This is a genomic window from Arthrobacter sp. D1-17 (assembly GCF_054130535.1).
This window is the reverse complement of record NZ_CP096382.1, coordinates 660,124-685,749: the sequence shown is the minus strand read 5'-3', so window position 1 is coordinate 685,749 and position 25,626 is coordinate 660,124. Positions and strand designations below refer to the sequence as shown.

General features: G+C 64.4%; 24 protein-coding genes. 17 read left to right on the top strand and 7 right to left on the bottom strand.

The annotated features are described in order from the left end of the window. Window positions 1-28 precede the first annotated feature (28 nt). From M1E01_RS03140 to M1E01_RS03130, 3 genes are all read left to right on the top strand, one after another. On the top strand, window positions 29-598 hold the full coding sequence (locus tag M1E01_RS03140; RefSeq protein WP_457973653.1) for a hypothetical protein: 570 nt from the start codon (window positions 29-31) through the stop codon (window positions 596-598). Between the two features lie 111 nt (window positions 599-709). Next, window positions 710-877: a tryptophan-rich sensory protein gene (locus tag M1E01_RS03135; RefSeq protein WP_457973652.1), complete on the top strand. Its 168-nt coding sequence runs from the start codon at window positions 710-712 to the stop codon at window positions 875-877. Between the two features lie 102 nt (window positions 878-979). After that, window positions 980-1,465, top strand: coding sequence for an NUDIX domain-containing protein (locus M1E01_RS03130; RefSeq protein WP_457973651.1), 486 nt, complete (start codon window positions 980-982; stop codon window positions 1,463-1,465). A 45-nt stretch (window positions 1,466-1,510) separates the two neighbouring features. On the opposite strand, the gene M1E01_RS03125 is transcribed toward M1E01_RS03130, so the two are convergent. The 4 genes from M1E01_RS03125 to M1E01_RS03110 all read right to left on the bottom strand — a co-directional run bounded on the left by M1E01_RS03125 (window position 1,511) and on the right by M1E01_RS03110 (window position 7,308). Beyond that, entirely contained in the window at window positions 1,511-2,080 is a 570-nt protein-coding gene (locus M1E01_RS03125; RefSeq protein ID WP_457973650.1) for a DM13 domain-containing protein, read from the bottom strand. Between the two features lie 104 nt (window positions 2,081-2,184). Then, complete coding sequence (locus M1E01_RS03120; RefSeq protein WP_457973649.1) at window positions 2,185-3,882, bottom strand: DUF222 domain-containing protein; 1,698 nt, start codon at window positions 3,880-3,882, stop codon at window positions 2,185-2,187. Window positions 3,883-4,044: 162 nt separating this feature from the next. After that, window positions 4,045-6,549 (bottom strand): sensor domain-containing protein, encoded by a 2,505-nt coding sequence (locus M1E01_RS03115; RefSeq protein ID WP_457973648.1) that lies wholly within the window; start codon window positions 6,547-6,549, stop codon window positions 4,045-4,047. Between the two features lie 120 nt (window positions 6,550-6,669). After that, window positions 6,670-7,308 carry a GOLPH3/VPS74 family protein gene (locus M1E01_RS03110; RefSeq protein WP_457973647.1) on the bottom strand — a complete coding sequence of 213 codons (639 nt, stop codon included), beginning with the start codon at window positions 7,306-7,308 and terminating at the stop codon, window positions 6,670-6,672. 198 nt (window positions 7,309-7,506) lie between these two features. On the opposite strand from M1E01_RS03110, the gene M1E01_RS03105 reads away from it, so the two are divergent. The 6 genes from M1E01_RS03105 to M1E01_RS03080 all read left to right on the top strand — a co-directional run bounded on the left by M1E01_RS03105 (window position 7,507) and on the right by M1E01_RS03080 (window position 14,072). Next, window positions 7,507-8,421: a MurR/RpiR family transcriptional regulator gene (locus tag M1E01_RS03105; protein ID WP_457973646.1), complete on the top strand. Its 915-nt coding sequence runs from the start codon at window positions 7,507-7,509 to the stop codon at window positions 8,419-8,421. Window positions 8,422-8,472: 51 nt separating this feature from the next. Continuing rightward, entirely contained in the window at window positions 8,473-9,393 is a 921-nt protein-coding gene (locus tag M1E01_RS03100) for an NAD(P)-dependent oxidoreductase (protein ID WP_457973645.1), read from the top strand. A gap of 34 nt (window positions 9,394-9,427) precedes the next feature. Next, window positions 9,428-10,975 (top strand): aldehyde dehydrogenase family protein, encoded by a 1,548-nt coding sequence (locus M1E01_RS03095; RefSeq protein WP_457973644.1) that lies wholly within the window; start codon window positions 9,428-9,430, stop codon window positions 10,973-10,975. 14 nt (window positions 10,976-10,989) lie between these two features. Next, window positions 10,990-12,216, top strand: a complete 1,227-nt coding sequence (locus tag M1E01_RS03090; RefSeq protein WP_457973643.1) for an amidohydrolase — start codon at window positions 10,990-10,992, stop codon at window positions 12,214-12,216. After that, a complete protein-coding gene (locus M1E01_RS03085) occupies window positions 12,213-13,586 on the top strand; it encodes a DUF3100 domain-containing protein (RefSeq protein ID WP_457973642.1) in 1,374 nt (457 codons plus the stop codon). Before M1E01_RS03090 ends, M1E01_RS03085 begins: the two co-directional genes overlap by 4 nt. Window positions 13,587-13,691: 105 nt before the next feature. Then, window positions 13,692-14,072, top strand: coding sequence for a VOC family protein (locus M1E01_RS03080; RefSeq protein WP_457973641.1), 381 nt, complete (start codon window positions 13,692-13,694; stop codon window positions 14,070-14,072). Between the two features lie 30 nt (window positions 14,073-14,102). Here M1E01_RS03080 and M1E01_RS03075 read toward each other — a convergent pair whose 3' ends face one another. Next, window positions 14,103-15,128 carry a LacI family DNA-binding transcriptional regulator gene (locus tag M1E01_RS03075; protein WP_457973640.1) on the bottom strand — a complete coding sequence of 342 codons (1,026 nt, stop codon included), beginning with the start codon at window positions 15,126-15,128 and terminating at the stop codon, window positions 14,103-14,105. A 248-nt stretch (window positions 15,129-15,376) separates the two neighbouring features. Here M1E01_RS03075 and M1E01_RS03070 point away from each other — a divergent pair, with 248 nt between their 5' ends. The 3 genes from M1E01_RS03070 to M1E01_RS03060 are packed head-to-tail and all read left to right on the top strand — an operon-like array spanning window position 15,377 to window position 18,393. After that, window positions 15,377-16,579, top strand: coding sequence for a phytanoyl-CoA dioxygenase family protein (locus M1E01_RS03070; RefSeq protein WP_457973639.1), 1,203 nt, complete (start codon window positions 15,377-15,379; stop codon window positions 16,577-16,579). Between the two features lie 24 nt (window positions 16,580-16,603). Continuing rightward, window positions 16,604-17,608 (top strand): inositol 2-dehydrogenase, encoded by a 1,005-nt coding sequence (gene iolG / locus M1E01_RS03065; protein ID WP_457974842.1) that lies wholly within the window; start codon window positions 16,604-16,606, stop codon window positions 17,606-17,608. Beyond that, window positions 17,605-18,393 (top strand): SDR family oxidoreductase, encoded by a 789-nt coding sequence (locus tag M1E01_RS03060; protein WP_457973638.1) that lies wholly within the window; start codon window positions 17,605-17,607, stop codon window positions 18,391-18,393. The genes iolG and M1E01_RS03060 overlap by 4 nt, the downstream gene beginning before the upstream one ends. Window positions 18,394-18,748: 355 nt before the next feature. Here M1E01_RS03060 and M1E01_RS03055 read toward each other — a convergent pair whose 3' ends face one another. Continuing rightward, window positions 18,749-19,480, bottom strand: coding sequence for a GAF and ANTAR domain-containing protein (locus M1E01_RS03055; protein WP_457973637.1), 732 nt, complete (start codon window positions 19,478-19,480; stop codon window positions 18,749-18,751). Window positions 19,481-19,718: 238 nt separating this feature from the next. Between M1E01_RS03055 and M1E01_RS03050 the strand changes: the two genes are divergently transcribed. The 5 genes from M1E01_RS03050 to M1E01_RS03030 all read left to right on the top strand — a co-directional run bounded on the left by M1E01_RS03050 (window position 19,719) and on the right by M1E01_RS03030 (window position 23,003). Next, window positions 19,719-20,438 (top strand): GAF and ANTAR domain-containing protein, encoded by a 720-nt coding sequence (locus tag M1E01_RS03050; RefSeq protein ID WP_457973636.1) that lies wholly within the window; start codon window positions 19,719-19,721, stop codon window positions 20,436-20,438. Between the two features lie 11 nt (window positions 20,439-20,449). Then, the gene (locus M1E01_RS03045; protein WP_457973635.1) at window positions 20,450-20,776 is read left to right on the top strand and encodes a hypothetical protein; all 327 of its coding nucleotides are present in this window, start codon (window positions 20,450-20,452) and stop codon (window positions 20,774-20,776) included. Window positions 20,777-20,944: 168 nt separating this feature from the next. Beyond that, complete coding sequence (locus M1E01_RS03040) at window positions 20,945-21,658, top strand: GAF and ANTAR domain-containing protein (protein WP_457973634.1); 714 nt, start codon at window positions 20,945-20,947, stop codon at window positions 21,656-21,658. A 130-nt stretch (window positions 21,659-21,788) separates the two neighbouring features. Further along, window positions 21,789-22,244: a hypothetical protein gene (locus M1E01_RS03035; RefSeq protein ID WP_457973633.1), complete on the top strand. Its 456-nt coding sequence runs from the start codon at window positions 21,789-21,791 to the stop codon at window positions 22,242-22,244. Window positions 22,245-22,340: 96 nt separating this feature from the next. Beyond that, the gene (locus M1E01_RS03030; RefSeq protein WP_457973632.1) at window positions 22,341-23,003 is read left to right on the top strand and encodes a DUF6766 family protein; all 663 of its coding nucleotides are present in this window, start codon (window positions 22,341-22,343) and stop codon (window positions 23,001-23,003) included. A 1-nt stretch (window position 23,004) separates the two neighbouring features. Here the strand turns inward: M1E01_RS03030 and M1E01_RS03025 are convergent, their stop codons facing one another. Next, complete coding sequence (locus tag M1E01_RS03025; protein WP_457974841.1) at window positions 23,005-25,542, bottom strand: ATP-binding cassette domain-containing protein; 2,538 nt, start codon at window positions 25,540-25,542, stop codon at window positions 23,005-23,007. Between the last annotated feature and the right edge of the window lie 84 nt (window positions 25,543-25,626).

Sequence of the window (25,626 nt, the reverse complement as noted above, 5' to 3'; positions counted from 1 at the left end):
GCTGCCCGTCGAAAAGGAGCCACCTGACATGCCGTATACAGCAGGCAAGCCGCAGCCCAAGGAGTCGCAAGAGCAACTGCGCGCCCGGATCCCGGGATGGGGCGCGGATCTGGACCCGAAGGACCGGCCGTCATATCCGCGGGAGCAACCCGGCATCGAGACCGGCGCCCACTGGGACTTTCCGGAGCGCCAGCCGGAAAGGTGGCCGCGCGAAATGTCCATCGAGCACAAGTTCCTCACTCCCGTGTTCGGCACGTCCACACCTCCCTCGGGGCTCTCCGGCGTGATGCGGAAGTACGCCTACACATACAGTGAAGGCCGGGCGGCGCATTGGCTGATCCTGCTGGCCGCAGACCGTGTAAATGCCTGGGAAAGCCATCTCCGCTCGTTCGCAACCCTTCGCCCAGACAACCCGGTCACGGAAACCGGCGTGCTCAGCGAGTTCTCCCGCCACGGCATTGGCTCCAGGTTCGGCCGGAAACGCGCGGACCTGAGCCACCAATGGCTGGACCCCGTGATTGTGGGTGCGCCGTGGATTCTTGCCGGCGCCGGCGCGCTCGCCGCGCTGCGGGCCCTGCGCCTGAGGCGCCGCGGCTGACGCCTGCCCGCCATCCGGTCCAGCGCCGGCCGAAATCACGACGCCGGGAGGCGCCGGAGCGTCGTCGCTTACTGGACCGCCCTGGTCGTGGTCGATTAGGGGCCGCATCGTTTGACGGAGACGCTGCTTCTGGTGCTCGCTGCGCTCGCAGTCACGGCGATGCTCACCGTCCTGCGCTTTGGCCCAATCAGCACGGTTGCCCGTGTGCTGATGCTGCCAAGCGTTTCATGGATCGTGTTCTCGGGAAGCCTCAACCTCTACGCGGCTTTGCATAACTGAGCGCTTCTTCCTGCGACGGCCGGACGCCTTCCTGTGACGGCCGGACGCCGCCATGCAGGACAAGAACCCGCAATCTCTATAGCCTTGGGGTGTGGAGGGCACATGACAGTTCGCAGCGCAGGCATTTTGCTGTACCGGCGGAGCCCGGAAAGGCACCTGGAGGTCTGGGTCGCCCACATGGGCGGGCCTTTCTGGGCCGGAAAGGACGCCCGCGCCTGGTCGATTCCGAAAGGAATCTATCTCGACAGCGAGGATCCCATGGTGGCTGCGCTGCGCGAGTTTGCCGAGGAAATGGGGACGCCGGCGCCGCAGGCCGACTACTTTGAGCTGGGCGCCTTCAGGCAACCGTCGGGCAAGCTAATCACCGCTTTTGCCGCGGAGTCGGACTTTCGACCTGCGCAGGTCACAAGCAACACGTTTCCGCTGGAATGGCCCAAAGGTTCTGGTGTTGTCCGGGAGTATCCGGAAATCGATGATGCCAGATGGTTCAGCGAGTCCGACGCGCGCACCAAACTGGTGAAAGGGCAAGTACCCATCCTCGATGCCCTTGCTGAATACGTCGGGACACGGGACTCAGGGCATCAGTAACTACCCCTGGGTAACGTGCCGCAAGCGGATGAAAGGCCTGGACTGTCAGGTGATGAGTTGAGCGGCTCCGAACGAGACGCTGAACTGGACGCACCATAGATCGACGGACCTGTATTTGGACAGGTCAACTTCGGTGGGGATGGAGTAGACCTGGTTGCCTTGGTTCCCTTTGATCAGGCCCAGGTCGTAGTAATCAGCTGAACCAGCCGTGAACCATCCGGCAGTCCCCTCCACCACGTCTGCGGCGCTGAGCCACACGTGCACATCCGGCCCATTGGACGTGTCGAGATTCTCCAACGTCAGGAGCCTTGACCCGTCCGGCTGCCGGATTATCCGTACAGTTCCGGTCGTGGCGTGTTCATGGCTGATCAGGGTTCCCCGGGCAAGCTGTACCGGACTGGTCGGCGCCTTTGCAGGTTCCTTGGAGGGAGACGGACCTTTAGGCGCGGCCTGCTGTGCGGGCTCTGCCGGGGCAGCCGCCGTTGGCAGCTGTTCCTCCACCCGTACGTCGATAAACAGCAGCCATGGCTTGAACAGAACCAGTCCTACAGCCAGCACGACGGCGGTAATCACCGCTGCCGCAATCCAGACGCGTTTGCGTCCACTCACCTGCATGCTGCAAATCTACACCTGCCTCCTCTCGCGCGGCAGAGAGCGATCACTCGAGCAGGACGAACCCCAGAACCCCTTGCATTGGATAAGCGGCGGTGGATCGCGGGCTACGCTGCTGTGAATTGTGCCCACTCTGGGAAGGGATCCACGGGCAGGAGTTCCACCGGCGGTGGTGGGTCAAGGCCCTCGAGGTTGTCCAGCTCGAAGTCATGCGGCCAATTGGGGCTGTTGCGCCAGTCGGCGTTGTCCGGCCAGGTGGACCCGTCCTGTTCCTCAAGCGTGTCTGGCCAGCCCGATTCCCCAAGCGTGTCTGGCCGGCCCGGTTCCTTAGGCGTGTCTGGCTGGCCCGGTTCCTCAAGGCTGTTTAGGCAGTCCGGGTTGTCGGGTCGGAGGCTGTCGGGCCACCCGAGGCGCCCAAGGTCCTCGGGCCCTATACCGGGCCAGTGGGGTGGTTCCCAGTCCTGTTGTTCGCAGGGGTAATAGCGCCCTGCCGGTGAGATCCAGCCGGGCGGACTGTCCCGGGACGCGTTGACTGGCCGCCAGGCTGAGCTGTGTTTGAGGCGATGGTGGCGTGGGCATGCCTGGCCAAGGTTGCTGACACCCGTGCCGCCGCCGGCGGACCAGGCCAGAACATGGTCCGCTTCGTTATCCAGTGAGTGGTTGTTGCACCCGGGAAAGGAACACCGCGCGTCCCGAAGCCGCAGCCATTGCCGCATCGTGGTCGTGAGCCGGTAGCCGGTGCGCCCGATTTCCAGCGGCGCCCCGTCCCTGGGATCGGTCAGCACCCGCAGGAACGACGTGGCCCCTTCGGCGGTCAGCTTCCGGGCCATCGACGCCGGGACCGGCCCGTACCCGTCCAGCACGGCCGGTTCCTCACCGGCGCCCAGCAGTGAGAGCACCGGAACCGTGACCAGGACCTGGGCTTTGGGTGCAGGGATCCCGTCGGCCGTGCCTGCCAGGAGCCAGCCGGCGGCGAGGTCCGCGCGCAGCTGCGCCAGCGTCCGCGGCTCCTTCGGGCCCTGCAGGCCGCGGGCGGCTGCGCTGGTCCGGCTCCAGATCCCGGCCGCGGTGTCCGCGGGCAGGTACGCCGACAGCCACGCCATCCCGTCCCGGTCCGGGAGGTACTCCACCCGGCGGTCCCTGGCGGTCCGACGGTGGCGGGTTTCGATGCTCACCGGATGGTGCCGCTCCCGCCAGGCACGCGCCCTGGCCCGGAACCTGCCCGGCACCACATCCCCCGCCAGGCAACCCCGCCCAGCCCCCGCCGCGTCCGGCGCGGAGGGGCCCGGGAAATAGGGCTCCAGGAAATGGGATTCCAGGGCCGCCGCGGCCACCGGGTCCAAGTTGGCTGTTTCATCACACAGAATCCGCGCGTGCTGCCACGAAATGCTCCCGGCGCCCAGCGCGGCCAGCGTCAACGGCAACCCCCACACCAAGGTCCGGGCCTCGCCCAGCAGCGCATCGGCGCTGCGTTCACTCACCGTCAAAGCACAGGCAACCTCGGCCCTCACCGCCATCTCCCGGGCCCTGCGCTCCTGCGCCGAACCGGCCCCTACGGCCAGCGCCTCGGCAGCGGCTGCATACCCGTCCGTCAAATGAACCTTCAATGCGGCCATCCGTGCTTCCATCCCGGCCAGCCCCGTCAACCCGTCCAAACACGCATCCGCCCTATCCCGAAGAGGATCACCCCCGGCCGAGGCCGGATTAGCGGTCACTTCGCCAGCCGCAGTTCGGACACAAACAGCCAAGGCAGCAAAGGATGCCGCGATGCCCTCCAGCGCCTCTGCAACTGCCGTTCTTTCCATACTCGTAGCATGGGGGCGACCAGTGACAAAAAAGCCCGGTACGTACCATATGGACGTTCGGCGACTTTGTTCCTCCCGGCCCCTCTCAGAACGCCCTCCCTACGGCCTACCACCCACCTCGGCACTAAGGAAAAGAAGCCCGGCCGCAGAACGGGTGTAACTTCAGGAAGTTGATTCCAGGTAGCTCCGGACACCGCTCCGACCGCTGCCCTGAGTCCCGGCAGGAATGCCTGCAGGATGCGCCTCAAGCCAGGCAGCGATTTGTTCGGGAGGCAGCGGCCTGCTCCACAGGTACCCCTGTGCGAGTCGCACGCCAAGGCGGCGGAGCTCGGCGAGCTGGACGGCTGTTTCCACGCCTTCAGCCACGACATCAAGCCGCAGGCTCTCAGCCATGCCCAGGACCAGTTCGATGATGGTGGCCCCATGGGGGTCCGTCCCCAGCTCTTCAACAAACGTGCGGTCGATTTTGAGGGTTCGGGCCGATAGCCATTTAAGGTAGCTCAGGGACGAGTACCCGGTGCCGAAGTCGTCGATGGACAGCCCTACGCCCAAGCGGGCAAGCCGCTGCAGCGTTTCTTTGGGGAGGTCCGGCTGATCCATGAGCACGGTTTCGGTGATCTCCAGGTGGACGGCTGCAGGATCGATGCCCGCATCGAGGATGGCGGCCTCCACAACGTCTGGAAAATCGCTCGCCACGAGCTGGCGGCCGGAAATATTTACGGCCGCCGTAAAGTTTCCCGCCCCCGGCAACTGGCTACGCCATTGCTGCACCTGCCGCAGCGCTTCCCGCAGCACCCAGCTGCCGATGGGAAGGATCAGGCCCGTCTCTTCTGCAATGGGGATGAAGGCATCCGGCATGATTGGCCCGTGCTCCCGGTGATGCCAACGCAACAGTGCTTCGAAGCCGACTGTTTCCTCGCTGGTGACGTCGAGGATCGGCTGGTAGTTCAGCGTCAGCTCTCCGCGTTCCATGGCAAGCCGCAAGTCAGACTCCAAGTCGATGCGGCCCGACGCCCTGCCCGTCATGCGCACGTCGTACAGCGCGGATGAGTCCCCGCCGGCTGACTTGGCCCGGTACATGGCGGCGTCAGCGCCCTGGAGCATCGATTCGGCAGTGTCCTCCGCGTCAGCAAGGGCAATACCGACGCTGACGTTGAGGTAAATCTGCCGGCCGTCCACGTCGAAAGGGTCCCGAGTCGCATCCCTGATCCGTTCGGCCAAGGCCTGGGCCCCGCACTTCTGAAGGTTGTCGCAGATCACCACGAACTCGTCGCCACCGAACCGGCCCACCATATCGCCATGTCTGACGGCCGCCTTCAGCCGCTCACCCAACTGCACCAGAATCGTGTCTCCGGCGCCGTGTCCGATGCCGTCATTAATCAGTTTGAACCGGTCCACGTCGACGAACATCACCACGGGCAGGGCGGCCCGGTCAAGGAAGCCCTGAAGGACTTCGGTGACCAGGTACCTGTTCGGCAGGCCGGTCAGGGCGTCATGGCGCGCCTGCCACTCCAGAATCTGTTCAGCGTTCTTCCGGTCGGTGATGTCGAGGACTGTGTCCAGGAACCGGAGGGGCCGGCCGTCCGCACTGTTGATGCTCCGGATTCGGGAGTGCAGCCAGCGCTGTTCGCCGCTGGGCCTGATGATGCGGTATTCGAAGTCCGCAAAGCCGAGCCCCCCGTCCAGGCTCTTCCACATCCCGCGGACAAGGTCCCGGTCCTCGGGATGCGTCAGCTCCAGGATGGATTCCCGGTCCTTCCGGTCCCCAGCGGTCAACCCGAGGATGCGGTCGAATTCCTCTGAGTGCCACGTTTCCCCAGTCGCGACCGTATGCTCGACGCTTCCTACGTGGGCCATCTCCTGGGCTGCCAAAAGACGTTCGCGCTCCGCTTCGGCTGCGGCCTTCAGGCGCTGGATTTCGGTGATATCGCGAGCGATGGCCGAGGCCCCCACCGGGACGCCGTCCTGGTCGTAGACAGGAGACACCGTCAGTTCGACATCGATCACCGTCCCGTCCCTGCACTTCCACCGCGCCTCCACGCCGGTGACAAACGCCTCGCCCCCCGTACGTGAGGCGACTTCAGCGCCAAAGTAACCACCGCCGTCGGCCGTCAGAAGCCGGTAGCTCTGTCCCACCGCCTCCCGGGAACTCCAGCCGAGCATCCTCGCGGCCCCCGCATTCCAGCTGGTGATCTTCCCGGTGAGGTCCGCTCCGATGATTGCATCGCCGGAGGACTCGACCATGGCCGAGAGCCTGCGCAGGATGGCCTCGCTGTGTTTCCGGTCGGTGATGTCCTTCGAGATCGCGACCACAGCAACAGGCACGGTATGCCGGCCCCTGATACGGCTGACTGTTGCGTGGACCGGGAACTCCCGGCTTGTGCTGTGGCGGACCCAGAGCTCCCCTGCCCAGTCCCCGCCCCGGGCAACCCTGTTTGCTATCTCCATGTCCGTGGTGCCGCCGCCCCGCGCCTCAACGCCGCCGATGATTCCAAGATCCGTGATCTTTGCCCCCAGAACCTCGTCCGGGCGGAACCCGTACAGGCGCTCCGACGCGCGGTTCCAATAGGTGATCCGCCAGCCGCCGTCCATGCCGATCACTGACTGTCCGATCTCGTCCAGCAGCAGCGACTGCATCACCAAATCGTCGCGATGTTCCCCCGACATAACCCCTCCGCAAGTGCTCCCCCGGTAGCACCGCAGACAGCAGCGCTCAACACGTCGGACCCGTTTTCTTTGGAACCGTGCAGGAAGTAAATCAGGCCGCTGGGATTCAGGCAAGCATTCTCAGGTGGCGGCCTCCGACTCGGCGAGTCGGATCATGCGCAGTTCGTCCACTACCGCCCGGGAAGGCCAGTGGCCGTAAGTCAGTTCCCGGACGCGACTGGAATCTGCCGCGGGGAAGTGCTTTTCGAGCAGCCCTGCGGCCTGGAGCAGGCCTATCAGCGCCGTAGTTCTGGCGTCCGTCGGCGCGCCGTTGAGTGCCGCTTCTATCCTCTTGATGAGTGCGGCCTCCGGAGCATGGTCCTTCTCAGGGTAACGGGTTGTCCTGAAAAGGCCGAGGTGCCTTTCACCGACGTGGTTCACGATGCCGAGAGCGGCCATCTCCTCATAGATGCGGTGCAGTTCCGCTCGGCTTTCCAGCATCGAGACCCACCGTCTGGGGCTGTGGGGCCGTGATTTGTCGTGGATCATCTCCCACTGGTGCCGGAAATCGGTCTCCGGAGGGGCACCGGTTGCTTTGACGTGCTTCCCCTGCAGCTGGATGGCACCGAGCAGGTCCAGTTCAGCCAGTATCGCCCCTGCCACAGCGGCCCTGAGTACGCTCTGCGGAACTTCCGGTTCCCCGTCCTTGTCGTTGGTGGCCAAAAGCAGGAAAGCCTGCGGAAGATTCAGCTTGTCTGCGTTGGGAGTTTCGGCGGTCATACCTTCATAGTGACCCCGTTGGGCACCCGCCGCAACGGGGTTTCAGGCGGGGTTTTAGGCGGATTTGGACTAGTGCTCCGCAGCCAAAACCTGATATTTCGGGCCGAAAGAATCGGCCTCTTTTCGCAAAGGTGTTTGCGTAGTACATTTACTGCAATCGCCTTTGCATGGTGATCCAGCTCACAGAGAGGGTCAGGTTTGAACGCCAACGCGGTCGGCCTCGCTGCCGACGCCGCGGGGCTCAACGGTTCCGGCAGCGAGTCAGCCGGCACCGCTGCGCATGCCTGGCTCGGTGACGCGCTTCCGGACGTTCCGCTGACCAAGGCGCAAACCCGGGTGGTGGATGTCATCGCCCGCAACCCGCAGCTTTCCTCCTATGCGGACATCGCAGAAATCGCCCAGCGGGCGGACGTCAACAATTCGACTGTTGTGCGTGCAGCCCAACATCTGGGCTACCGGGGCTGGCCCGACCTCCAGCGGGAACTCCGTTCCCGGTACCTCGTGATGATCTCGACCGAGGACACGCTGACGGAACACGGGGAACACCGGAGTCCCCTTCATGACGCGCTCAACCACGACATCGAGAACCTGCGCCTGACGCTGGACTCCAATACGGCCGACGACGCCGAGGCCGCCATCGCTGCGATGGCCGGCGCCAAGTCCATCACCGTTGTCGGCCTGGGTTCCTTCGCGGGCCCCGCCAGCGTGATGGCGCACCTGGGCTCGACCATGGGCTACCCCATCACTCTGGAGAACCGCGGGGGCGTCCATCTCGCCTCCAGCGCCAACTCCCTCGGGCAAGGTGACGTCCTGGTGGTCATCAACATGTGGCGCTCGGTCAGGCAGATCATCGTCACCGCCGAAGCTGCCAAGCAGGCCGGCGCGAAGGTCATTGCCATCACCGACATGCGGCGCGGCCGCCTTGCTGCCGCCGCCGACCACCTCCTGGTGGTGGCCTCGGAGGGGATCTCCTTTTTCCAGTCCGTCACCGCCGCCAACTCGCTCGTCTACGGACTGCTCGCAGGAATGGAGGCGGCACACCCCCAGCGCAGCCGCGCCGCCATCCGCCGCACCCAGCAGCTGTGGAAAGACCTCGACATCTACCTCGACTGACATTCTCAGCGGCCCACTCCGGGCCTATTCACTTTTTCCAAGGAGTTGCCCATGAACACCAACACCGACCGCCGCATCGCCGTCATTGGCCTCGGCGCCATGGGCGGAGCGATGGCCGCCGCGCTCCGCCGGGCCGGTTGGCAGGTCACAGGCTTTGACCCGGCCGAGATTGCGAGGGCAGCCTCGTCCGAAGCCGGAATCACGACCACCGGAGACCTCGCCGACCTCGCAGGCACCCCTTACGCCGTCCTCTCCCTGCCCTCCGCGGGCATCGTCGAATCGACCGTGCCCTTGCTTCTGGCAGCGCCGGGAACGGTGGCGATCGTCGACACCACCACCTCGGAACCGGCCACCAGCAAACGCATGGCCGCCCTGGCCCAGGAACAGGGCGCGGCCTTCATCGATGCCCCGGTTTCCGGCGGCCGGGACGGCGCGGCGACCGGAACGCTAAGTGCCTTCGTCGGAGCCACCGACGAAGCCCTCGCGGCTGCCGAACCGGTCCTGCTCGCCCTCACCGGGGGCAAGTACAGCCACATCGGCGGTCCGGGCGCCGGCAACGTCGTCAAGCTCCTCAACAACATCCTGGCTGCCGCCAACCTGGTCTCAGTGGGCGAGGCCCTTGGCATCGCGAAGGCCTACGGCATTGACCCTGCCACGGCGGCTGCGAGCATCAGCGAAGCCTCCGGCGGCAGCAGAGTCTCCGCGAACATGTATCCGAAGTGGGTGCTTTCCGGAACCCACGATTCCGGCTTTTCCCTGGGGCTGATGGCACGGGACGCCGCCCTCGCCGTCGAAATCGCCGCACAGATCGGTGAGAACCCGGCGCTGCTGGCAGCGGCAGCTGACCAATGGCAGGAGGCCCTCGCCGTCCTGGGGCCCCGGGCCGACTTCACGGAAATAGCAAGGACAGTAGCTCCGGCAGTGACACCCGCCGGCGCCCCCACCACGGACACGGCCAGCACCGCCGGCTGAGCACACGGAACAGATCGAGTCAGAGGAACACCAGTTGACCATTACAACAGCACCTACATCGTCCTCGGCGGCAACCGCCCGGGCTGCCCTGGACGCAGCTTTTCCTGCAGGCCTTGGAGCTTTTCTTGACGGCAGGACCGTTCCCGGCGGCGGAGCGGGCATCACACTGACCGCGGCGGCCACCGGGGAAGCATTCGCAACATACTCAGACCCGGGGGCAGAGGGCGCCAACGCCATCCTCGAAAGCTCGACCGCCGGCGCAGCTGCCTGGGGTGAGCTGAACGGGTTCGAACGGGCAGCGATTCTGCGCAACGTGAGCCGCGTTGTTGAGGCGCACGCGGAGGAACTGGCAATCCTCGAGTCCGCGACAACCGGCAAGCCGATCCGGGATGCACGGGTGGAAGCCGCCAAGGTAGCTGAGATGTTCGGCTACTACGCGGGATGGGCAGACAAGCTGATCGGGCAGACCATTCCTGTCCCCGGCCCCTGGCACACCTACACGGAGCGCGTTCCCTGGGGCGTGGTCGTCGCCATCACTCCGTGGAACGCTCCCCTGTTCACCGCGGGCTGGAACTCCGCCGCGCCGCTCGCGGCCGGCAACGCCGTGATCATCAAGCCCAGTGAATTCACGCCGGCTTCAACGGTTCGCCTTGCCCGGCTCGCCCACGAGGCGGGACTGCCGGCAGGGGTGTTCAACGTTGCGGCCGGGCTGGGTCAGACTGTCGGCGCGGCGCTCACAACGGACCGACGGGTCGGGAAGGTGAGCTTCATCGGCTCCGTCCCTACCGGACGCCGCGTGGCTGTCGCGGCTGCGCAGGCAGGGATACCGGCCCTTCTGGAACTGGGCGGGAAGAGCGCAAACATAGTCTTCGCGGACGCCGACCTGGAACGCGCCGCGGACGGCGCCATCGCGGCGATCTTCTCCGGCGCCGGGCAGTCTTGTGTGGCGGGATCGCGCCTACTGGTGGAGCGCACCGTGCATGCCCGCTTCGTTGAACTCGTGGCTGAGCGCGCCGCACGGCTCCGCGTCGGCGACCCGCTGAATGCCGACACCGAAGTGGGTCCGATTATTACGGCGCAGCAGTTCGCCACCGTCACCTCCCTCATCGAGGCAGGAATGCACGACGGCGGCCGGCGGGTCACCGGGGCAGCGCTTCCTGACGCTCTGGCCGGTTCCGCCCTGGCCGGCGGCCATTGGGTCATGCCCACCTTGCTGGACGGGGTAACGCCGCAAAACCGCCTTGAAACCACGGAGGTCTTTGGGCCCGTCGTCGGCGCTGACGCCTTCGACACGGAGGAGGAGGCGATCGCCCGCGCTAACAGCACTAACTTTGGCCTGGCCGGCGCGGTGTGGACGTCCGATGTTTCCCGGGCCCATCATGTGGCACGCAAGGTGAAGGCCGGCACGTTCTGGATCAACTCCTACAAAACCATCCATGTGGCCGTTCCGTTTGGCGGGTTCGGTGACTCCGGCCACGGGCGCTCCTCCGGCCCCGGGGTCCTTGACGAGTACACGCAGACAAAGGCGGTCTGGGTGCCCACCCGCGCAGCCGGTGCGCCCTTCCCATCCCTCTCCTACTAAGGCAGGCAGCATTTATGGAACTGACAGAGACCCCATCCGCCACACCCGCTCTCCGCGCTGCCCTTGCCGAGGGAGTCGAGGACTGGAAACGGCGGGTCCATGCCGTAGCGCACGAAATCCACATGTACAAGGAGCTGGCGTTCGAAGAGGTCCGGTCGGCCGAGGCAATAGCTGCCCTGCTCGCCGACGGCGGCTTTGACGTTGAACGCGGCACTGCAGATCTGCCGACGGCGTTCACTGCCACCGCCGGCAGTGGAGAACTGACGGTCGCTCTCTGCGTGGAATACGATGCGCTCCCCGGCATCGGGCATGCCTGCGGTCACAACCTTATCGCCGGCGCCTCTGTAGCCGCCGCCCTTGCCCTGCAGCCGCATGTGGACGAGCTGGGTATCACGCTGAAGGCCATCGGAACGCCTGCCGAGGAACACGGTGGCGGCAAGGTGCTCATGCTGGAGCGCGGAGCGTTCGACGGCGTCAGCCTCGCCCTCATGGTCCATCCAGTCCAGGACGGGATCACCTACAACCCTGCAGGCACCAGCGCCCAGGCGGTGGGCCGTTATAAGGCGACGTTCACGGGCAAAGCGGCACATGCGGCTGCAGCCCCGCACCTTGGCGTGAACGCCGCGGACGCTGCCGTCCTGAGCCAGGTCGCCGTCGGGCTGCTGCGCCAGCAGATACCGGGCGATCACCGCATCGCCCTCTACGTCGCCGAGGCCGGACACGTCACGAACATCATTCCGGAACGGGCAGTGGTGGAGTTCGAATGCCGGGCATTCTCCCTCAGGGAGTATGAAGCCCTGCTGGAACGCGTCCGCCGCTGCTTCGAAGGAGCCGCCCTCGCCACCGGTACAACACTGACCGTCGAGTCGACGGAACCGCTGTACGAGCCCCTGCTCCAGGACGACGCCCTGGCTGCGCACTGGACGGAGGCGATGGATGAATTCGGCAAGGACACTTCGCCCTCGGCGGGCATCAGCGGCGGCTCAACGGACATGGGCAACATCTCCCAGGTCATCCCGAGCCTGCATCCCTGGCTCAGCATTCCGGGCGCGGATGTCCCCATTCATTCACATGCGTTCGCGGCCTTGGCAGATTCCCCGGAAGCATACGGCGTGATGTTCGAGGCAGCCACCGCGCTGGCCTGGACTGTCGGCGCCGCTGCCAGCAGCCCCGGCGAAAGAGAGCGTTTCATCAAAGCGGCATACCGCCGTCGTACTTTTACAAAGGAAGGCACATCATGAGTACCAGCACCAAAGCGGCGCGGATCGACAAGGCTGGTACGCGGCTGACGCTGCCCATCGCCGCGTTGGCGTTCGTCATTGCCGTCGCAGTCCAGCTGATTGGGCAGGCGAAAATTGATGTCGGCATCGGCTCAATCGTCATCTTCCCCATGGTCTGGGGCCTCATCCTCGGGCTCCTGGTTTCGGTCCAAAAGTTCAAGCCCCTGGGTCTGGATCTGCAACGGGTCGCAGCCGCCCTGGTCGGTGTGGCTGTACTGCTCCTGGTGGCCAGGCTGGTGTTCAACATCGGCCCGAGCCTCCCCACCCTCATCACGGCCGGGCCGGCACTGCTGTTACAGGAGGTGGGCCACTTGCTGGGCACGATTGCCCTGGCGCTCCCCCTGGCCGTGCTGCTCCGAATGGGCAAGGCGACGGTGGGGGCCACGTTCTCCCTTGACCGCGAGCCGTCCTTCGCCATGGTCTCGGAAAAGTACGGCCCCGACTCGGACCAGTACCGGGGCGTGCTGGCCATGTACGTTTTCGGAACCCTTTTCGGCGCCGTGTACATCACCCTGCTGACCTCTTTGGTGGCCAACTGGAAGATCTTCGATCCGCTGGCACTCGCCATGGGCGCGGGCGTGGGATCCGGCTCTATGATGGCGGCATCGTCAGCCAGCATCGTCGAGGCGTACCCGGGCGACCAGGAGGCCATCCTCGGCATGGCGGCAATCTCGAACCTGATCACCACGATCCTGGGCGTGTATGTCGGCATCTACCTCGCCCTGCCGCTGGCGGACCGCTTCTACAAGGCGCTGACCCGCAAGCAGAGCCGGGAGGCTGCCGCCGTGGCGGCCGGAGCGGCCAGCGAGCGCGGCCCTGCTGACATCGAGCGGGAGCAAGCCCAGGCGGAAGAAAACCGCCGCTTCCGCGAGCAGGTGGCCGAGTCGTCGGCTGCCATCCATCTCCCGCTGTGGCTGTCGCTGTCGGTTCTTACCGTCCTCGGCCTTGGCACTGCTACCGTGGCGGCGAAGGGATTCAATCCGTCGATCCTTGCCGGGTACGGCATCATGCTCGCACTCGTCCTGGTCAGCCTTGGCCTGGCGAAGGTCACCAGGAAAATTTCGGCCATCGTTTACGTCACCACCATCGGCGCCTACATCTCCAGCCCCTGGTTCTTCGCAGCCGAAGCACTGAACGCGGCCGTCAAGACTGTGGACTTCCTGTCCATCGCCACCGTGATGCTGACGCTCGCAGGCCTGTCGCTGGGCAAGGACATCCCGTTGCTGAAGAACATCGGGTGGAAGATCATCCCCGTCGGGCTGGTCGCCATCACGGCATCGTTCCTGCTGTCCACCATCATTGCGGAGTTCGCCCTGGGGCTCTGGCACTAGGCACCCGCCGCATGTCCTGATAACAAAAGCGGACGACGGCGGGAGGTCCCGCCGTCGTCCGCGAGCAGGACGCGAATACCGCCAAGAGCGAGGGAAGGAACAAACATGGCAATCACCGAAGTCATTCCGTACCTGCACTACGAAGGGGCGGACGCCGCGCTCGACTGGATGGAGAAGGTGCTCGGGTTCGGCCCCTCCACCCGCTGGCGCAACGCGGACGGCGTGACCGAGGAAGCGGAGATCATGGCCGGCCGCAGCCGGATCGCAGTCTCCGGGAGCCCCGCGGACCCGGGCAACGGCGGCGGGCTGTTGCTGATCGTGCACGTGGACGACGTCAACGCCAAGTACGCGAGCGTCACAGCTGCGACCGACGTGGACATCGAGCCGCCCGTCAACAAGCCATATGGGCCACGCACCTTCACGATCGTCGACCCGTGGGGCTACCAGTGGAACTTCTGGCAGGGAGAGGCGACGCCGCCTTCGTAACCGCGGCGCAAATGCCCAGCGGGCCAGCCCTCAGAATCCGTGCGGGATGTTGAAGGGCGTGATGACCTCGATCTGGGACGCGTGGCCGGAGTCGGCCCCAGGCAGGGCACCGTGGGCGTGCATGATGATCCGGCAGCAGCGTTGGATGTCCTGTTTGAGATCGTGATGGAGCAGGGCCGACATGGTGCCTGACCGCAGCAGGGCGATGTTATCAGGGGCAAGGTCGTGGCCGATGAACACGTGCGGCTTCCGGCCCGCCGCTTCGAAGGCTTCGCTGATGCCGGCGTTACCTCCGCCTATCGAGTAGACGGCGTTGAGGTCGGAATGGGCGTCCAAGGCTTCGCCCATCAGCCGTAGCGTCGTCCGATCCAGTCCGTCGCTGCCGGGCAGATACAGGACCGCCCGACCGGGGTCCAGGGCCCGCATGGCCGAACGGAACCCCATCTCCCGTTCCTCCTCCCCCCGAAAGAAGTCGTTGCTCACCGTGACGGCAACCGCTCCCGGGCTCATCCCTAACCACTGGTGGATCAGGTAAGCCGCCGTGGCCCCCGCGGACCGGTTGTCCATGCCTAAATAGGCCACCCTGCTGCTGGCGGGGAGGTCCGTGACCAGAGTGACTACCGGGATCCCGGCCCCTGCAAGCCGGTTCACAGCAGCTCTAACCACTGGCACGTCCGGCGCCTTGAGGATGACGCCGTGGCTACCCCGTTTGCCGATCCTGTCCAGTTCGGCTGCGCATTCCCCGGCGTTCCAGTGCTCGTGGAGGTGGAACCTGGCCCTGAACACTGCAGGCCGCAGCAGCGGAAGCACCGATTGCAGTGCGTCTTTCACCGAGGTGGTGAACCTGACGGGGGCGTCAGCAACGACGTCCACCATGAACCGCCGTCCGATCAGCTCCAGCTGGAGCCGCTGGGCCTCTAGATCCCTGATGGCCTGGCGCACCTGGCCGGCGGTGCTTTGCCGCACGCCCGGACGATTGTGAAGGACGCGGTCCACGGTCGCGTCACTGACCCCTGCCTGGCGGGCGATTTCCCTAACCGAGTACGGGTGCGCCATCGAGGTCCTCGCGATCGATCATGATGTTTTCCTGACGGGTTTCAGGGTTACCAAAGACTGTCGCAGCACACCCCGCTTGCTTGCAAGGATCCGTACCGACCAGGTCATCTCCATGCCATGCCTGAGGGATTTCTGATGGATTTCAGCATTGCGGCGGACTGACCGGATGCAAGAAGCTGGAAACCGCACCGCTACCCATTGCATGAACACTGTTTCAAGCCGCATCACTGTTTCAAGGAGGAAACGCCATGACCACCACCGCATCGTCACACGCACCCGGAACCCACGCTCCACAGTGGTTCGGCCATGACAGCTGCCGGCTCGAGGATTTCGTTGCCGTCGTCGGCGAAAAGACGAAGCTGGAGGACTACGCGTACGCTGACGCCGTCGAGCAGAACGTGCTCATTTACGGCAAGCGCCTGCACAGCTATCTGGAGTCTCCCGATGAGCGCGCTGACGTTCAGGCTGAACTGATCCGTGCCTTGACGGCCGGGCCGGGCATCGTCGTTTTCAAGGGCGCCTTCGGCGACACCGCCGTCGTGGACCGCGCCACCGAGGCGTTCAACAGCATCATCGCCGAGCAGAGGGCTTCCGGCGCCGCCGCCGGAGACCACTTTGCCAAACCGGGCGCAAACGACCGAATCTGGGGCGCGCTGGACAAGCTGGCCCTGCGCGACCCGCAGGTGTTCGCCGATTACTATTCCAACGACGTCCTGGCCCTCATTGCCGAAGCCTGGCTGGGCCCCAACTACCAGGTCACGTCACAGGTCAACGTCGTGAATCCCGGCGGTGCGGCACAGACCGCCCACCGCGACTACCACCTTGGATTCATGTCCAGCGACCAGGCGGCCCGCTACCCCGCTCACATCCATCTGCTCTCCCCTGCGCTGACGCTGCAGGGTGCCGTCGCCCACTGCGACATGCCCGTGGAGTCCGGGCCCACCCTTTACCTGCCGCACTCCCACAAGTACGACGCCGGGTACCTCGCCTTCCACCGGCCGGAGTTTACCCGCTACTTCGAGGAGAACTACGTGCAACTGCCGCTTGAGAAGGGCGATGCTGCCTTCTTCAATCCCGCCCTTTTCCACGGCGCAGGCCACAACAAATCCACCGATATCCGCCGAATGGCAAACCTGCTGCAGGTCTCCTCCGCGTTCGGCCGCGCCATGGAATCCGTGGACCGCACGGCCATGTCCGTTGCCCTGTACCCGACGCTGCGCCAGCTCAAGACGGACGGCGCCAGTGATGAGTTCCTGCGCAACGTCATCGCCGCGTCCGCTGAAGGCTACGGCTTTCCGACGAACCTTGACCGCGACCAGCCGGTGGGAGGAATCGCCCCTGAGTCCCAGGCTGAGTTGGTCTGGCGGAGCCTGCAGGAAGACGCCGCACCTGATGCCGTGCTCCAGGACCTGGAGGCCGCCGCCCGGGGCCGTCTCACCGGTCGTCGGTAGGGCTACGGTGACTGCCGTGAAAAACTGAACGTCGCATTGTGTGGAGCGGGCCGCATCGGCCGGGTACACGCGGCGAACATTGGGGCCCATCCCGGCCTCAACCTGACGTGGGTTGCCGATCCCATATCTGAGAGTGCGGGGGAAGTGGCAGCCCAGTACGGGGCCCGCCCTACCCGCTCCACTGCCGAGGTCTTCGCCGACCCCTCACTGGACGCCGTCGTGATCTGTTCGCCGACCCCCACACACGTCGAGCTGATTGAAGCTGCCGCCGTCCGGGGCATCGCAGTGCTTTGTGAGAAACCGATCGATCTCGACATCGGGCGGGTACGGAGCTGCCGGGAGAATTTGGGCACAGCCGGCATCCCGCTCATGATGGGCTTCAACCGGCGGTTTGATCCCGCCTTCTCGGCGGTTCAGCAGCGTGTAGCCGCCGGAGAGATTGGACGGCTCGAGCATCTGTCCATTATCAGCCGGGACCCTGCGCCCGCCCCTGCAGCCTATATCGCCACGTCCGGAGGAATCTTCCGGGACATGACCATCCACGACCTGGACATGGCACGGTTCTTCATTCCCGACATTGTGGAGGTTACCGCGCATGGTGCGAACCTCTTTAGCGACTACATAGCCGAGGCTGGAGACTTCGACTCCGCCGTCGTGATCCTCCGTGGCCGGAACGGGGAACTCGCCAGCATCACCAACTCCCGGCACAGCGCCTACGGATACGACCAGAGGCTTGAGGCCTTCGGAAACGGGGGGATGCTGCGGGCTGACAACATTTCACCCACCACCGTTCGCAGTTTCGGTAGCCATGCTGTGGAGGCGGCGGATCCGTACCTGCCGTTCTTCCTGGAGCGCTACGCCGCCGCGTACCGCAGTGAGCTCGATCATTTTGTCCAGGCCGTCCACGCGGGCACCCCTTGTTCGCCTGGATTCGACGATGGCATGGCCGCGCTGATTCTGGCCGATGCAGCGGCGGAATCGGCGGCAACCGGCAGGACAGTCCCTATCGAAGGAGCATTGGAGACATGACAGCATCAGGGCTGCTCAAGGACACCGTGGTACTCATCAGCGGCGGAACCCAGGGCCTTGGCGCCGCCATTGCAAGGCAGGCAGCGGCCGAGGGAGCCGCCGGCATCGCCATCACCGGACGCTCCGCGGAGGCCGGGGCGAAAATCGCCGAAGACCTCACCGGACTCGGCGTGCCTGCCGTTTTCCTGCAGGCAGACCTCGCGGACACGCAGCAGGCAAGCAACACGGTCATCAGAGCCATCGACCACTTCGGACGCCTCGATGCTGTGGTCAATGCCGCCGGCCTGACAACCCGGGGCAGCATGACCGACACAACCCCCGAACTGTTCGACCAACATATTACCGTCAACCTCAAAGCGCCGTTCTTCATCATGTCCGAGGCCATCAAGCACTTCAAGGAACATGAAGCTCCGGGGAACATCGTCAACATCATCACCATGTCCTCACACGGAGGCCAGCCCTACCTGGCGCCATACGTCGCGTCCAAAGCCGGGCTCGCCGGGCTCACCCGGAACGCAGCCCACGCCCACCGCTGGGACAGGATCAGAATCAACGGCATCAACATCGGCTGGACAGCAACGGAGGGCGAAGACCTCATTCAGCGCCGGTTCCACGGCGCCGGCGATGACTGGCTCGAAAAAGCCAACGCCTCCGTCCCGATGGGCAAGCTCGGCCAGGTCGATGAGATCGCTGAGTTTGTGGTTTTCCTGCTCTCTGCCCGGAGCGGCGTAGTCACCGGTTCTATTATTGACTGGGACCAGAACGTGGTGGGCGGCTCGGGCTGACGCCAACATCGGGTTCCAGACAACGGCGCCAATCGGTTGGCCTTTGCGTTTGTGCGTGTGACGCCCTTTTCCGGGTTGCTACTCATCGGCGCCCGGAAAGGGCCCCTCCCGGTTACCGCTCGTTTCCAGCTGCGACTGATGATCCTGTCCACCATGGACGCCGGATCTTCGTCGTCCAACGGGATGCCCGTCCAGCCGGATGCCGCTGGCCATCTTGGCCTTGTTCCCGCGACCTCTTTCGTTTGAGGCCATTTCTTGCATCGGTGAGCTGTGTGATTCGAAGTGCCAGACGCAGCGATGCGTTTGCTTGGAGAGCTCAATTACATGGAGCCGCAGCCGGGAAAGCCGTTTCGGGCTATTCGAAGTGCGTGTGGACTCCGCTGCCTGAGATTTTCAGCAGCAGTTCGGCGGCCACGTCGCGGAGTTTCTGGTTGCGGTTGCTGGAGACTTTGGCGAGAATGGCCATCGCATCGTCCTGGGAGCACCTGTTCTGGGCCATGATGACACCGCAGGCCAGATCTATGGATGTCCGGCTCTGCATGGCGTTTTCCAGGTCTTGGGCCCTTTTCTGTGCTGTTCCGATGCGGACTGCCAAATGCAGCGTTCGGGCGGCGGTGTCCCCGAACCCTACTGCCTTGTCGTAAGCCTCGGCGGTGAAAGCCCGTGGCTTGGACGCAAAGAAGTTGAACGCCGCGCTGGCGTCGTTTCCAATCTCCAAGGGAACACCAAGGGTGCTGTAAATGCCGACCTCCGCCAGGTGCCGCTGGTAATTAAGCCAGCGCGTGTCGCTGGCAACGTCCTCGATATGCTGAGGTGTCATGGTCGATAGTGCGCGGATGCAAGGACCGTCACCCACGCTCTGCTCGATGTGATCCAGCTGGACTGCCCGGGGGCTGCTTCCTGCGACGGTAGCGGTCACCCGTCGCCGCTTCAGCGTTACAGCACATTCGATGTCTGTTCCGAGGGACTGGCTAAGGGTGGAGGCGGCAAATTTACTCAGGCCTGCCAAGAAACTGTCGACTGACTCGGCCCCGATCAGGATGTCCTGCAGTTCCACAACTGATGTGCTCTCATGTGACTCGGCCATCTCCTAATGCTAACCGCCGATCCCCTGGCTCGGGCTGCTGTTGACGGATTTGGCAGCAGGTTTCCTCAACACGCGGGCAGGTCTATGCCTCGAAGAGCCTGCAGCGCCGAGGCCATGTGCTGAAGTTAGGCATATGCTGGAAGAGGTGTTCCGAGCTGTAGGTAAAGCCCCTTGGCTTCGTCAAAGCGGGGCTGTCCTGCTGAATTGGTTCGCTGATACGACGATTGAATGAGGGCTCATGGCGCAGCAACTTCCCCTTGACGAACTGACCACCGCCATTGCCCGCATCCAGGGCCTCCTGCTGACTCAGGAAAAAGTCGATGACGCGGTGCACCTGTTGGCCCAGGCAATTAAGGACGCCGTCCCCGGAACCATCGGTGCTGGGGTATCGCTGCTGGACTCCCGGGGGCGCAGGACGAGCAGCGGTTACACCGACTCGCTGGTGAAGCAGGCCGATGCAGCGCAGTACGAAACCGGGCAAGGCCCTTGCCTTACGGCTTGGGCAGCGGAGGAGTCCGTCCTGATTGACGATCTTGCCGACGACACGCGGTGGCCAGACTGGCGCAGAGCCGTGGCGGAGCTGCCCATTGGCTCGGTGGTCAGCGCTCCTTTGGTGGCTGCAAAGGAATGTGTGGGCGCGCTGAAACTGTACGCGGCCCTGCCCCACACGTATGACAGCTCGAGTGCGAGGCTGCTGGAACGGTTCGCCAGCCCTGCGGCAACCTTGCTCTCCCACATTCAAACGAGCGAAGCGCCGCTCAGGATGAGTGAAAGGCTCCAGGCGTCCCTCTACAGCCGGGACCTGGTGAACCGCGCTTGCGGCATTCTCATGGAACGTCACGGGCTCAGCTATCAGGCGGCGTTGCAGGACCTGATGCGGCAGGCACTTGACAGGAAGACGACGCTGCGCGAGGCCAGTGAAAATACGATCGGCGGGATGCCGGCTGCCGGGAACTGAGGGAACAGCCCATGGGCTTCGACCCTAACGAACCGGAACAGCGGCGCCGGCTACGGGCAGCGTTGAAGGCGGCCGACATCACCGTCGGGGAACTGTGGCTCAAGTATTTCAGCGTCGCAGGAGACGCGGGCGAATATGAAGTAGAGGCCTATCTTCAGGGTCTCCTCTCCCTGCCGCCCCTTCAGCGGGACCTGCTGGCCCTGGCCGCCAATGAACTGATCGATGAACTCCCCCGGCCGCATGCGCCATACTCGGACGATTTGACGACCAGGTCCGACATCCCAGAAACCGACAATGAACCAAGCAAAGCGGACCCTCGCCTGGACGGCGGCGAATAGTTTCCGCCCGTTCGCATATCCGCAGTGGCTGCCGGGGCGTAGTGTCGGTAGTAGGAGATTTCGGGATGGCTTGAGGATCCAGAGGTTGAATACAGGGTCAGCTGCGACCAAGAGGGGGGACCGCCAGCCAGGGACCAGGGGCCTTGGCGTTATTGGGATCGAGGCCTCATGGCCAAGGACGGCATAACGACTCCTGACCAGCTTCAGGACCTGCTGCTCGAAAGTCCCGGTTTCACTGAGTTTCTCTTAAGCCTGACCACTATTTCAGCTTCCCTGCTGGCTGTGGGTCAGCAGCTCTCCTGCGCCATCACGGTTGAGCGGGATGGCGGCCTCTCGACTGTGGCCAGCAGCGACGACGAAGCCCGGCGGCTCGATGAAAAGCAATACGAGTTCAACGACGGGCCGTGCCTGACGGCGCTGCGCGAGCAGCACCCCGTCCTGGTTGAGGACCTCTCGGCCGACGACCGATGGCAGGGCTATCTAAGGGAAATATCGGGGGAAGGAATCCGGTCCGTGTTGGCCATGCCGATACCGACAGATCCCTCAGTCCGTGCTGCGTTGAACTGCTACGCACGGACCACAGCGGCTTTTGGTCCGGACATGATCACCGCTGCGAAAGACCATGCCGGATCGATCTCCAGGATCCTGAGACTGGCCCTTCGCCTGTACGCTCCGAATGACTACCCGGAGCACCTGCGGGCAGCACTGAAATCACGGGCTGTGGTGGACGCGGCAGTCTCCCTGATCATGCTTCAGAGCCACAATGGCCGGGACAACGCCGTGGAGCTCCTTCACCGTGCTGCAGAAGACAGCAATAGGAAAATCCAGGACATTGCCAACGACATTATCCAGGGTGCTGATCTTCCCTCAGCGAGGGAATAGCGGCAGGTCTTGGTTTTCGGCTAATTCGCCTCTTCCCAAGACAGACACCAATACCGACGCGCTCACCACGGCCCCATCTGGTGGCTGCCCATACCCTTCAAATCCGCGAGGACAGTTGTAGGGTAAGGCCATGACACTTAGTAAGGATGCTTGGCTTTTGGCACGCCAGCTGCCGAAGGCTGGAATCACGCTTGGCACGACCGTGGTGGCCGGCGTCCTGCTGGCAACGGTTTCAGGATGCGCTGGCTCAAATCCGGGAACATCCGAAGCTGCCAGTACTGCTTTGGATTTCCATCGTGCCCTGGATTCCGGTGATTACCCCCGCGCCTGTGGACTACTGATCCCGGCTGCTGTCGAAAAGCTGGAGACCGGCGCCCCAGGAACCTGCGCGGAAAAGCTGGAGCAACTCGATGTTCCGGTGGCCGCCTCCGTCCAAGACAGCGCCTCCTATGGCAGGAACGCCCAGGTGGTCATGGACGGGGACACGCTGTTCCTGGCCCGTTCCGGCGAAGGGTGGAAGATCACGGCGGCTGGATGCACTGCACGGGGTGAACGGCCGTATGACTGTGAAGTAGAGGGAGATTGAGATGCGCTGGGCCTTTTGGATCTGTCTTGGGGTCATCGCCGTCGGTCTTGGTTTCATGTTCGCCATCGGGGTGATGGGCCGGTGAAACACAATCCTTTGGTGACCAACGGCTTGAGCATCGCGTTCGGGCTGCTGTTCCTGTTCTCCCTGGCCGGCCAAGCATTCTCCGGAGTGGCGTACTTCAATGAGGAGCAGATCTCTTCCGGCCTCGAGGAAATCAGCTTCTGGCAATATGTCACCTCTTCCAGTTTCGCCGTCGACGTTTCGGAGAACTGGCAGTCTGAGTATCTGCAGTTTCTGCTGTTCATCGTGCTGACCGTATGGCTGGTCCAAAAGGGTTCGCCTGAAGGCAAAGAAATTGAAAAACGCGGAGTGCAGTCTGACGAGGAGGAATTCGTCGGCCAGTTTGCAAAGCAAGAGTCACCTGCATGGGCGAAAGCTGGCGGATTCAGAACCTTGCTTTTTTCCAATTCACTGGGCCTGGTCATGGGTGCCGTCTTCGTGCTCTCGTGGCTGGTCCAGTCCGTCACCGGCTACAGCGCGTATGCCGAACAACAGCTCGCCAACCTACAGGATCCCGGAACGTGGGGAGAGTACGTGGTGTCGCCCGAATTCTGGAACCGCACGCTTCAGAACTGGCAGTCCGAATTCCTGGCGGTCTGGTCGATGGTGATCCTTTCGGTGTATCTGCGCCAGCGCAGTTCGCCTGAATCGAAACCGGTCGGTGAAGCGCACGACGCCACCGGGGCAAGCAACTGAATCAGCGGCATGCAGCGGCGAGATACGGCGCCGTCCGGCTCTTCTTGGATCCCGCGACCATGTCCGGGGTACCGGCCGCGATGATCTGTCCGCCCGCGTCGCCACCGCCAGGTCCCAGATCGATCACCCAGTCCGCCTCAGCCACCACATCCATGTCGTGTTCAACCACAATGACGGTGTTGCCGGCGTCGACCAGCCGGTGCAGCTGCACCATCAGGAGTTGGACGTCCGCCGGGTGCAGTCCCGTGGTGGGCTCGTCCAGCAGGTACAGCGTGTGGCCACGGCGTGCGCGCTGCAGTTCCGTGGCGAGTTTGATGCGCTGGGCCTCTCCGCCGGACAGTTCGGTGGCAGGCTGCCCCAGCCGCAGGTAGCCGAGTCCGACGTCCCGCAGCGTCTGGAGGCTGCGGGCGGCCGCGGGGACGCCTGACAGGAAGTCAGCGGCTGCATTTACGGTCATGCCCAGGACGTCGGCCACGTTCTTGCCCCGGTAGGTGACGTCAAGCGTTTCGGGATTGTAGCGTGAGCCGCCGCATTCCGGACAGGGCCCGTAGCTGCCCGGCAGGAACAGCAGTTCCACAGCCACGAATCCCTCGCCCTGGCAGGTGTCGCAGCGTCCGCCGGCCACGTTGAAGGAAAAGCGTCCCGCCCCGTATGCCCGCTCCCGCGCTTCCTCCGTGGCTGCGAACTCCTTGCGCACTGCATCGAAAAGCCCGGTATAGGTGGCCAGATTGGACCGGGGAGTGCGGCCGATGGGTTTCTGGTCCACTTTCACAAGCCGGTCCACGTGGTGCAGGCCGGCAACGGCTCCTATATTCAGCGGTGAGCTGGGGTCATCAGCGTCCACAGGCTGGTCCTCGTCGATGTCTGCCCCGCCCGCGTCACCGTGCAGTTCCGCTCCAACCACCTCGGCCAGCACGTGGCTGACAAGCGTCGACTTGCCCGAACCGGAGACTCCGGTGACCGCCGTTAGGACCTGCAGCGGGAAGGAGGCGACGAGGCTCCGGAGGTTGTGGCGGGTGATGTCCTCCAGTTCCAGCCAGCCCACTGGTTCCCGACGGCGACTTTCCCGGTCACTGCTGCGGCTTTCCTGCTCGGTGCTGGTGCCGTCGGGAACCAGGAACGGGCGGGTAACGGAGGCTTCGATGGCGGCAAGGCCGGCAACGGGGCCGCTGTACAGCACTTCACCGCCGCCCTCCCCTGCCCTCGGTCCCACGTCCACGAGCCAGTCGGCGCTGCGGACGACGTCCATGTTGTGCTCCACCACGAACACGGAGTTGCCGGAAGACTTGAGCTGCTCCAGCACCGCCAGGAGGGGCTCGGCGTCGGCTGGGTGCAATCCGGCGGAAGGCTCGTCCAGCACATACACCACTCCGAACAGCCCCGACCGGAGCTGGGTGGCAATCCGGAGGCGCTGCATCTCCCCCGGGGAAAGGGTGGGAGTCGACCTGCCGAGGGCCAGATAGCCGAGCCCCAGCTCCAGCAGGACCGTGACCCGCTGAAGGAGGTCGCGTGTGATCGTGACAGCCACCTCGTTGCTCTCACCCGAGGACTGCCTACGTGAGGCGGTGCCGGCGTCCTGCAACTCCGTCGTGGGACGGATAATGTCCGCCAGTTCGGCAAGGGGCACCGCGTTGAGCTCGGCGATGGTCCTGCCGGCAAAGGTCACGGCGAGAGCATCGGGCATGAGTCCGCTGCCTGCGCATTGCCGGCAGGGGCCGGTTTCCATGAACCGGAGGACGCGCTCACGCATGGTGTTGCTCTTGGAATCTGCCAAGGTGTGCAGCACGTAGCTCTTCGCACTCCAGAACCTGCCCTTGTACGGCTTGGCCACGCGGTCGCGCTCAGGAATGATCTCCACTACTGGCTGTTCCTCGGTGAATAGGATCCAGTCGCGGTGCTTCCGGGGCAGCTTCCGCCACGGCGTGTCGACGTCGTAGCCCAGGTGGCTGAGGATGTCGCGCAGGTTCTTGCCCTGCCATGCAGTCGGCCAGGCGGCGATGGCTCCTTCCCGGACGCTCAGGGAAGGATCGGGGACCATGGAGGCTTCGCTCACCGTGTGCGAAACACCGAGGCCGTGGCACTCGGGACAAGCCCCGGCGGCTGTGTTGGGCGAGAAAGCGTCCGAGTCCAGCGGGCTGGCGCCGGCGGGATAGCTGCCTGAGCGTGAGAAAAGCATGCGGAGGGAGTTGGACAGCGTGGTCACCGTTCCCACCGTGGACCGGCTGCTGGGCGTGCCGCGGCGCTGTTGAAGCGCGACGGCGGGAGGCAGCCCAGTGATCATTTCCACCTTGGGATTGTGGCCCTGCTGGATGAGGCGGCGGGCGTAGGGCGCCACGGATTCCAGGTACCGGCGCTGGGCTTCGGCGTAAATGGTCCCGAATGCCAGTGAGGACTTGCCCGAGCCCGAGACGCCGGTGAAGGCGACGATCGCGTCGCGGGGAACGGCCACATCCACGTTGCGCAGGTTGTTTTCGCGGGCGCCGCGGACCCGGACAAAGCCGTCTGTGGAGTCATCGGAGGCAAGAGCGGGCGGGGGCATCACCGGCAGCTCGGCAACACTTTGATTATTTCGCATTGATCCGACTCTATCGGCGATCGTGCTGGCGGCATGCGTCCAGCCCCC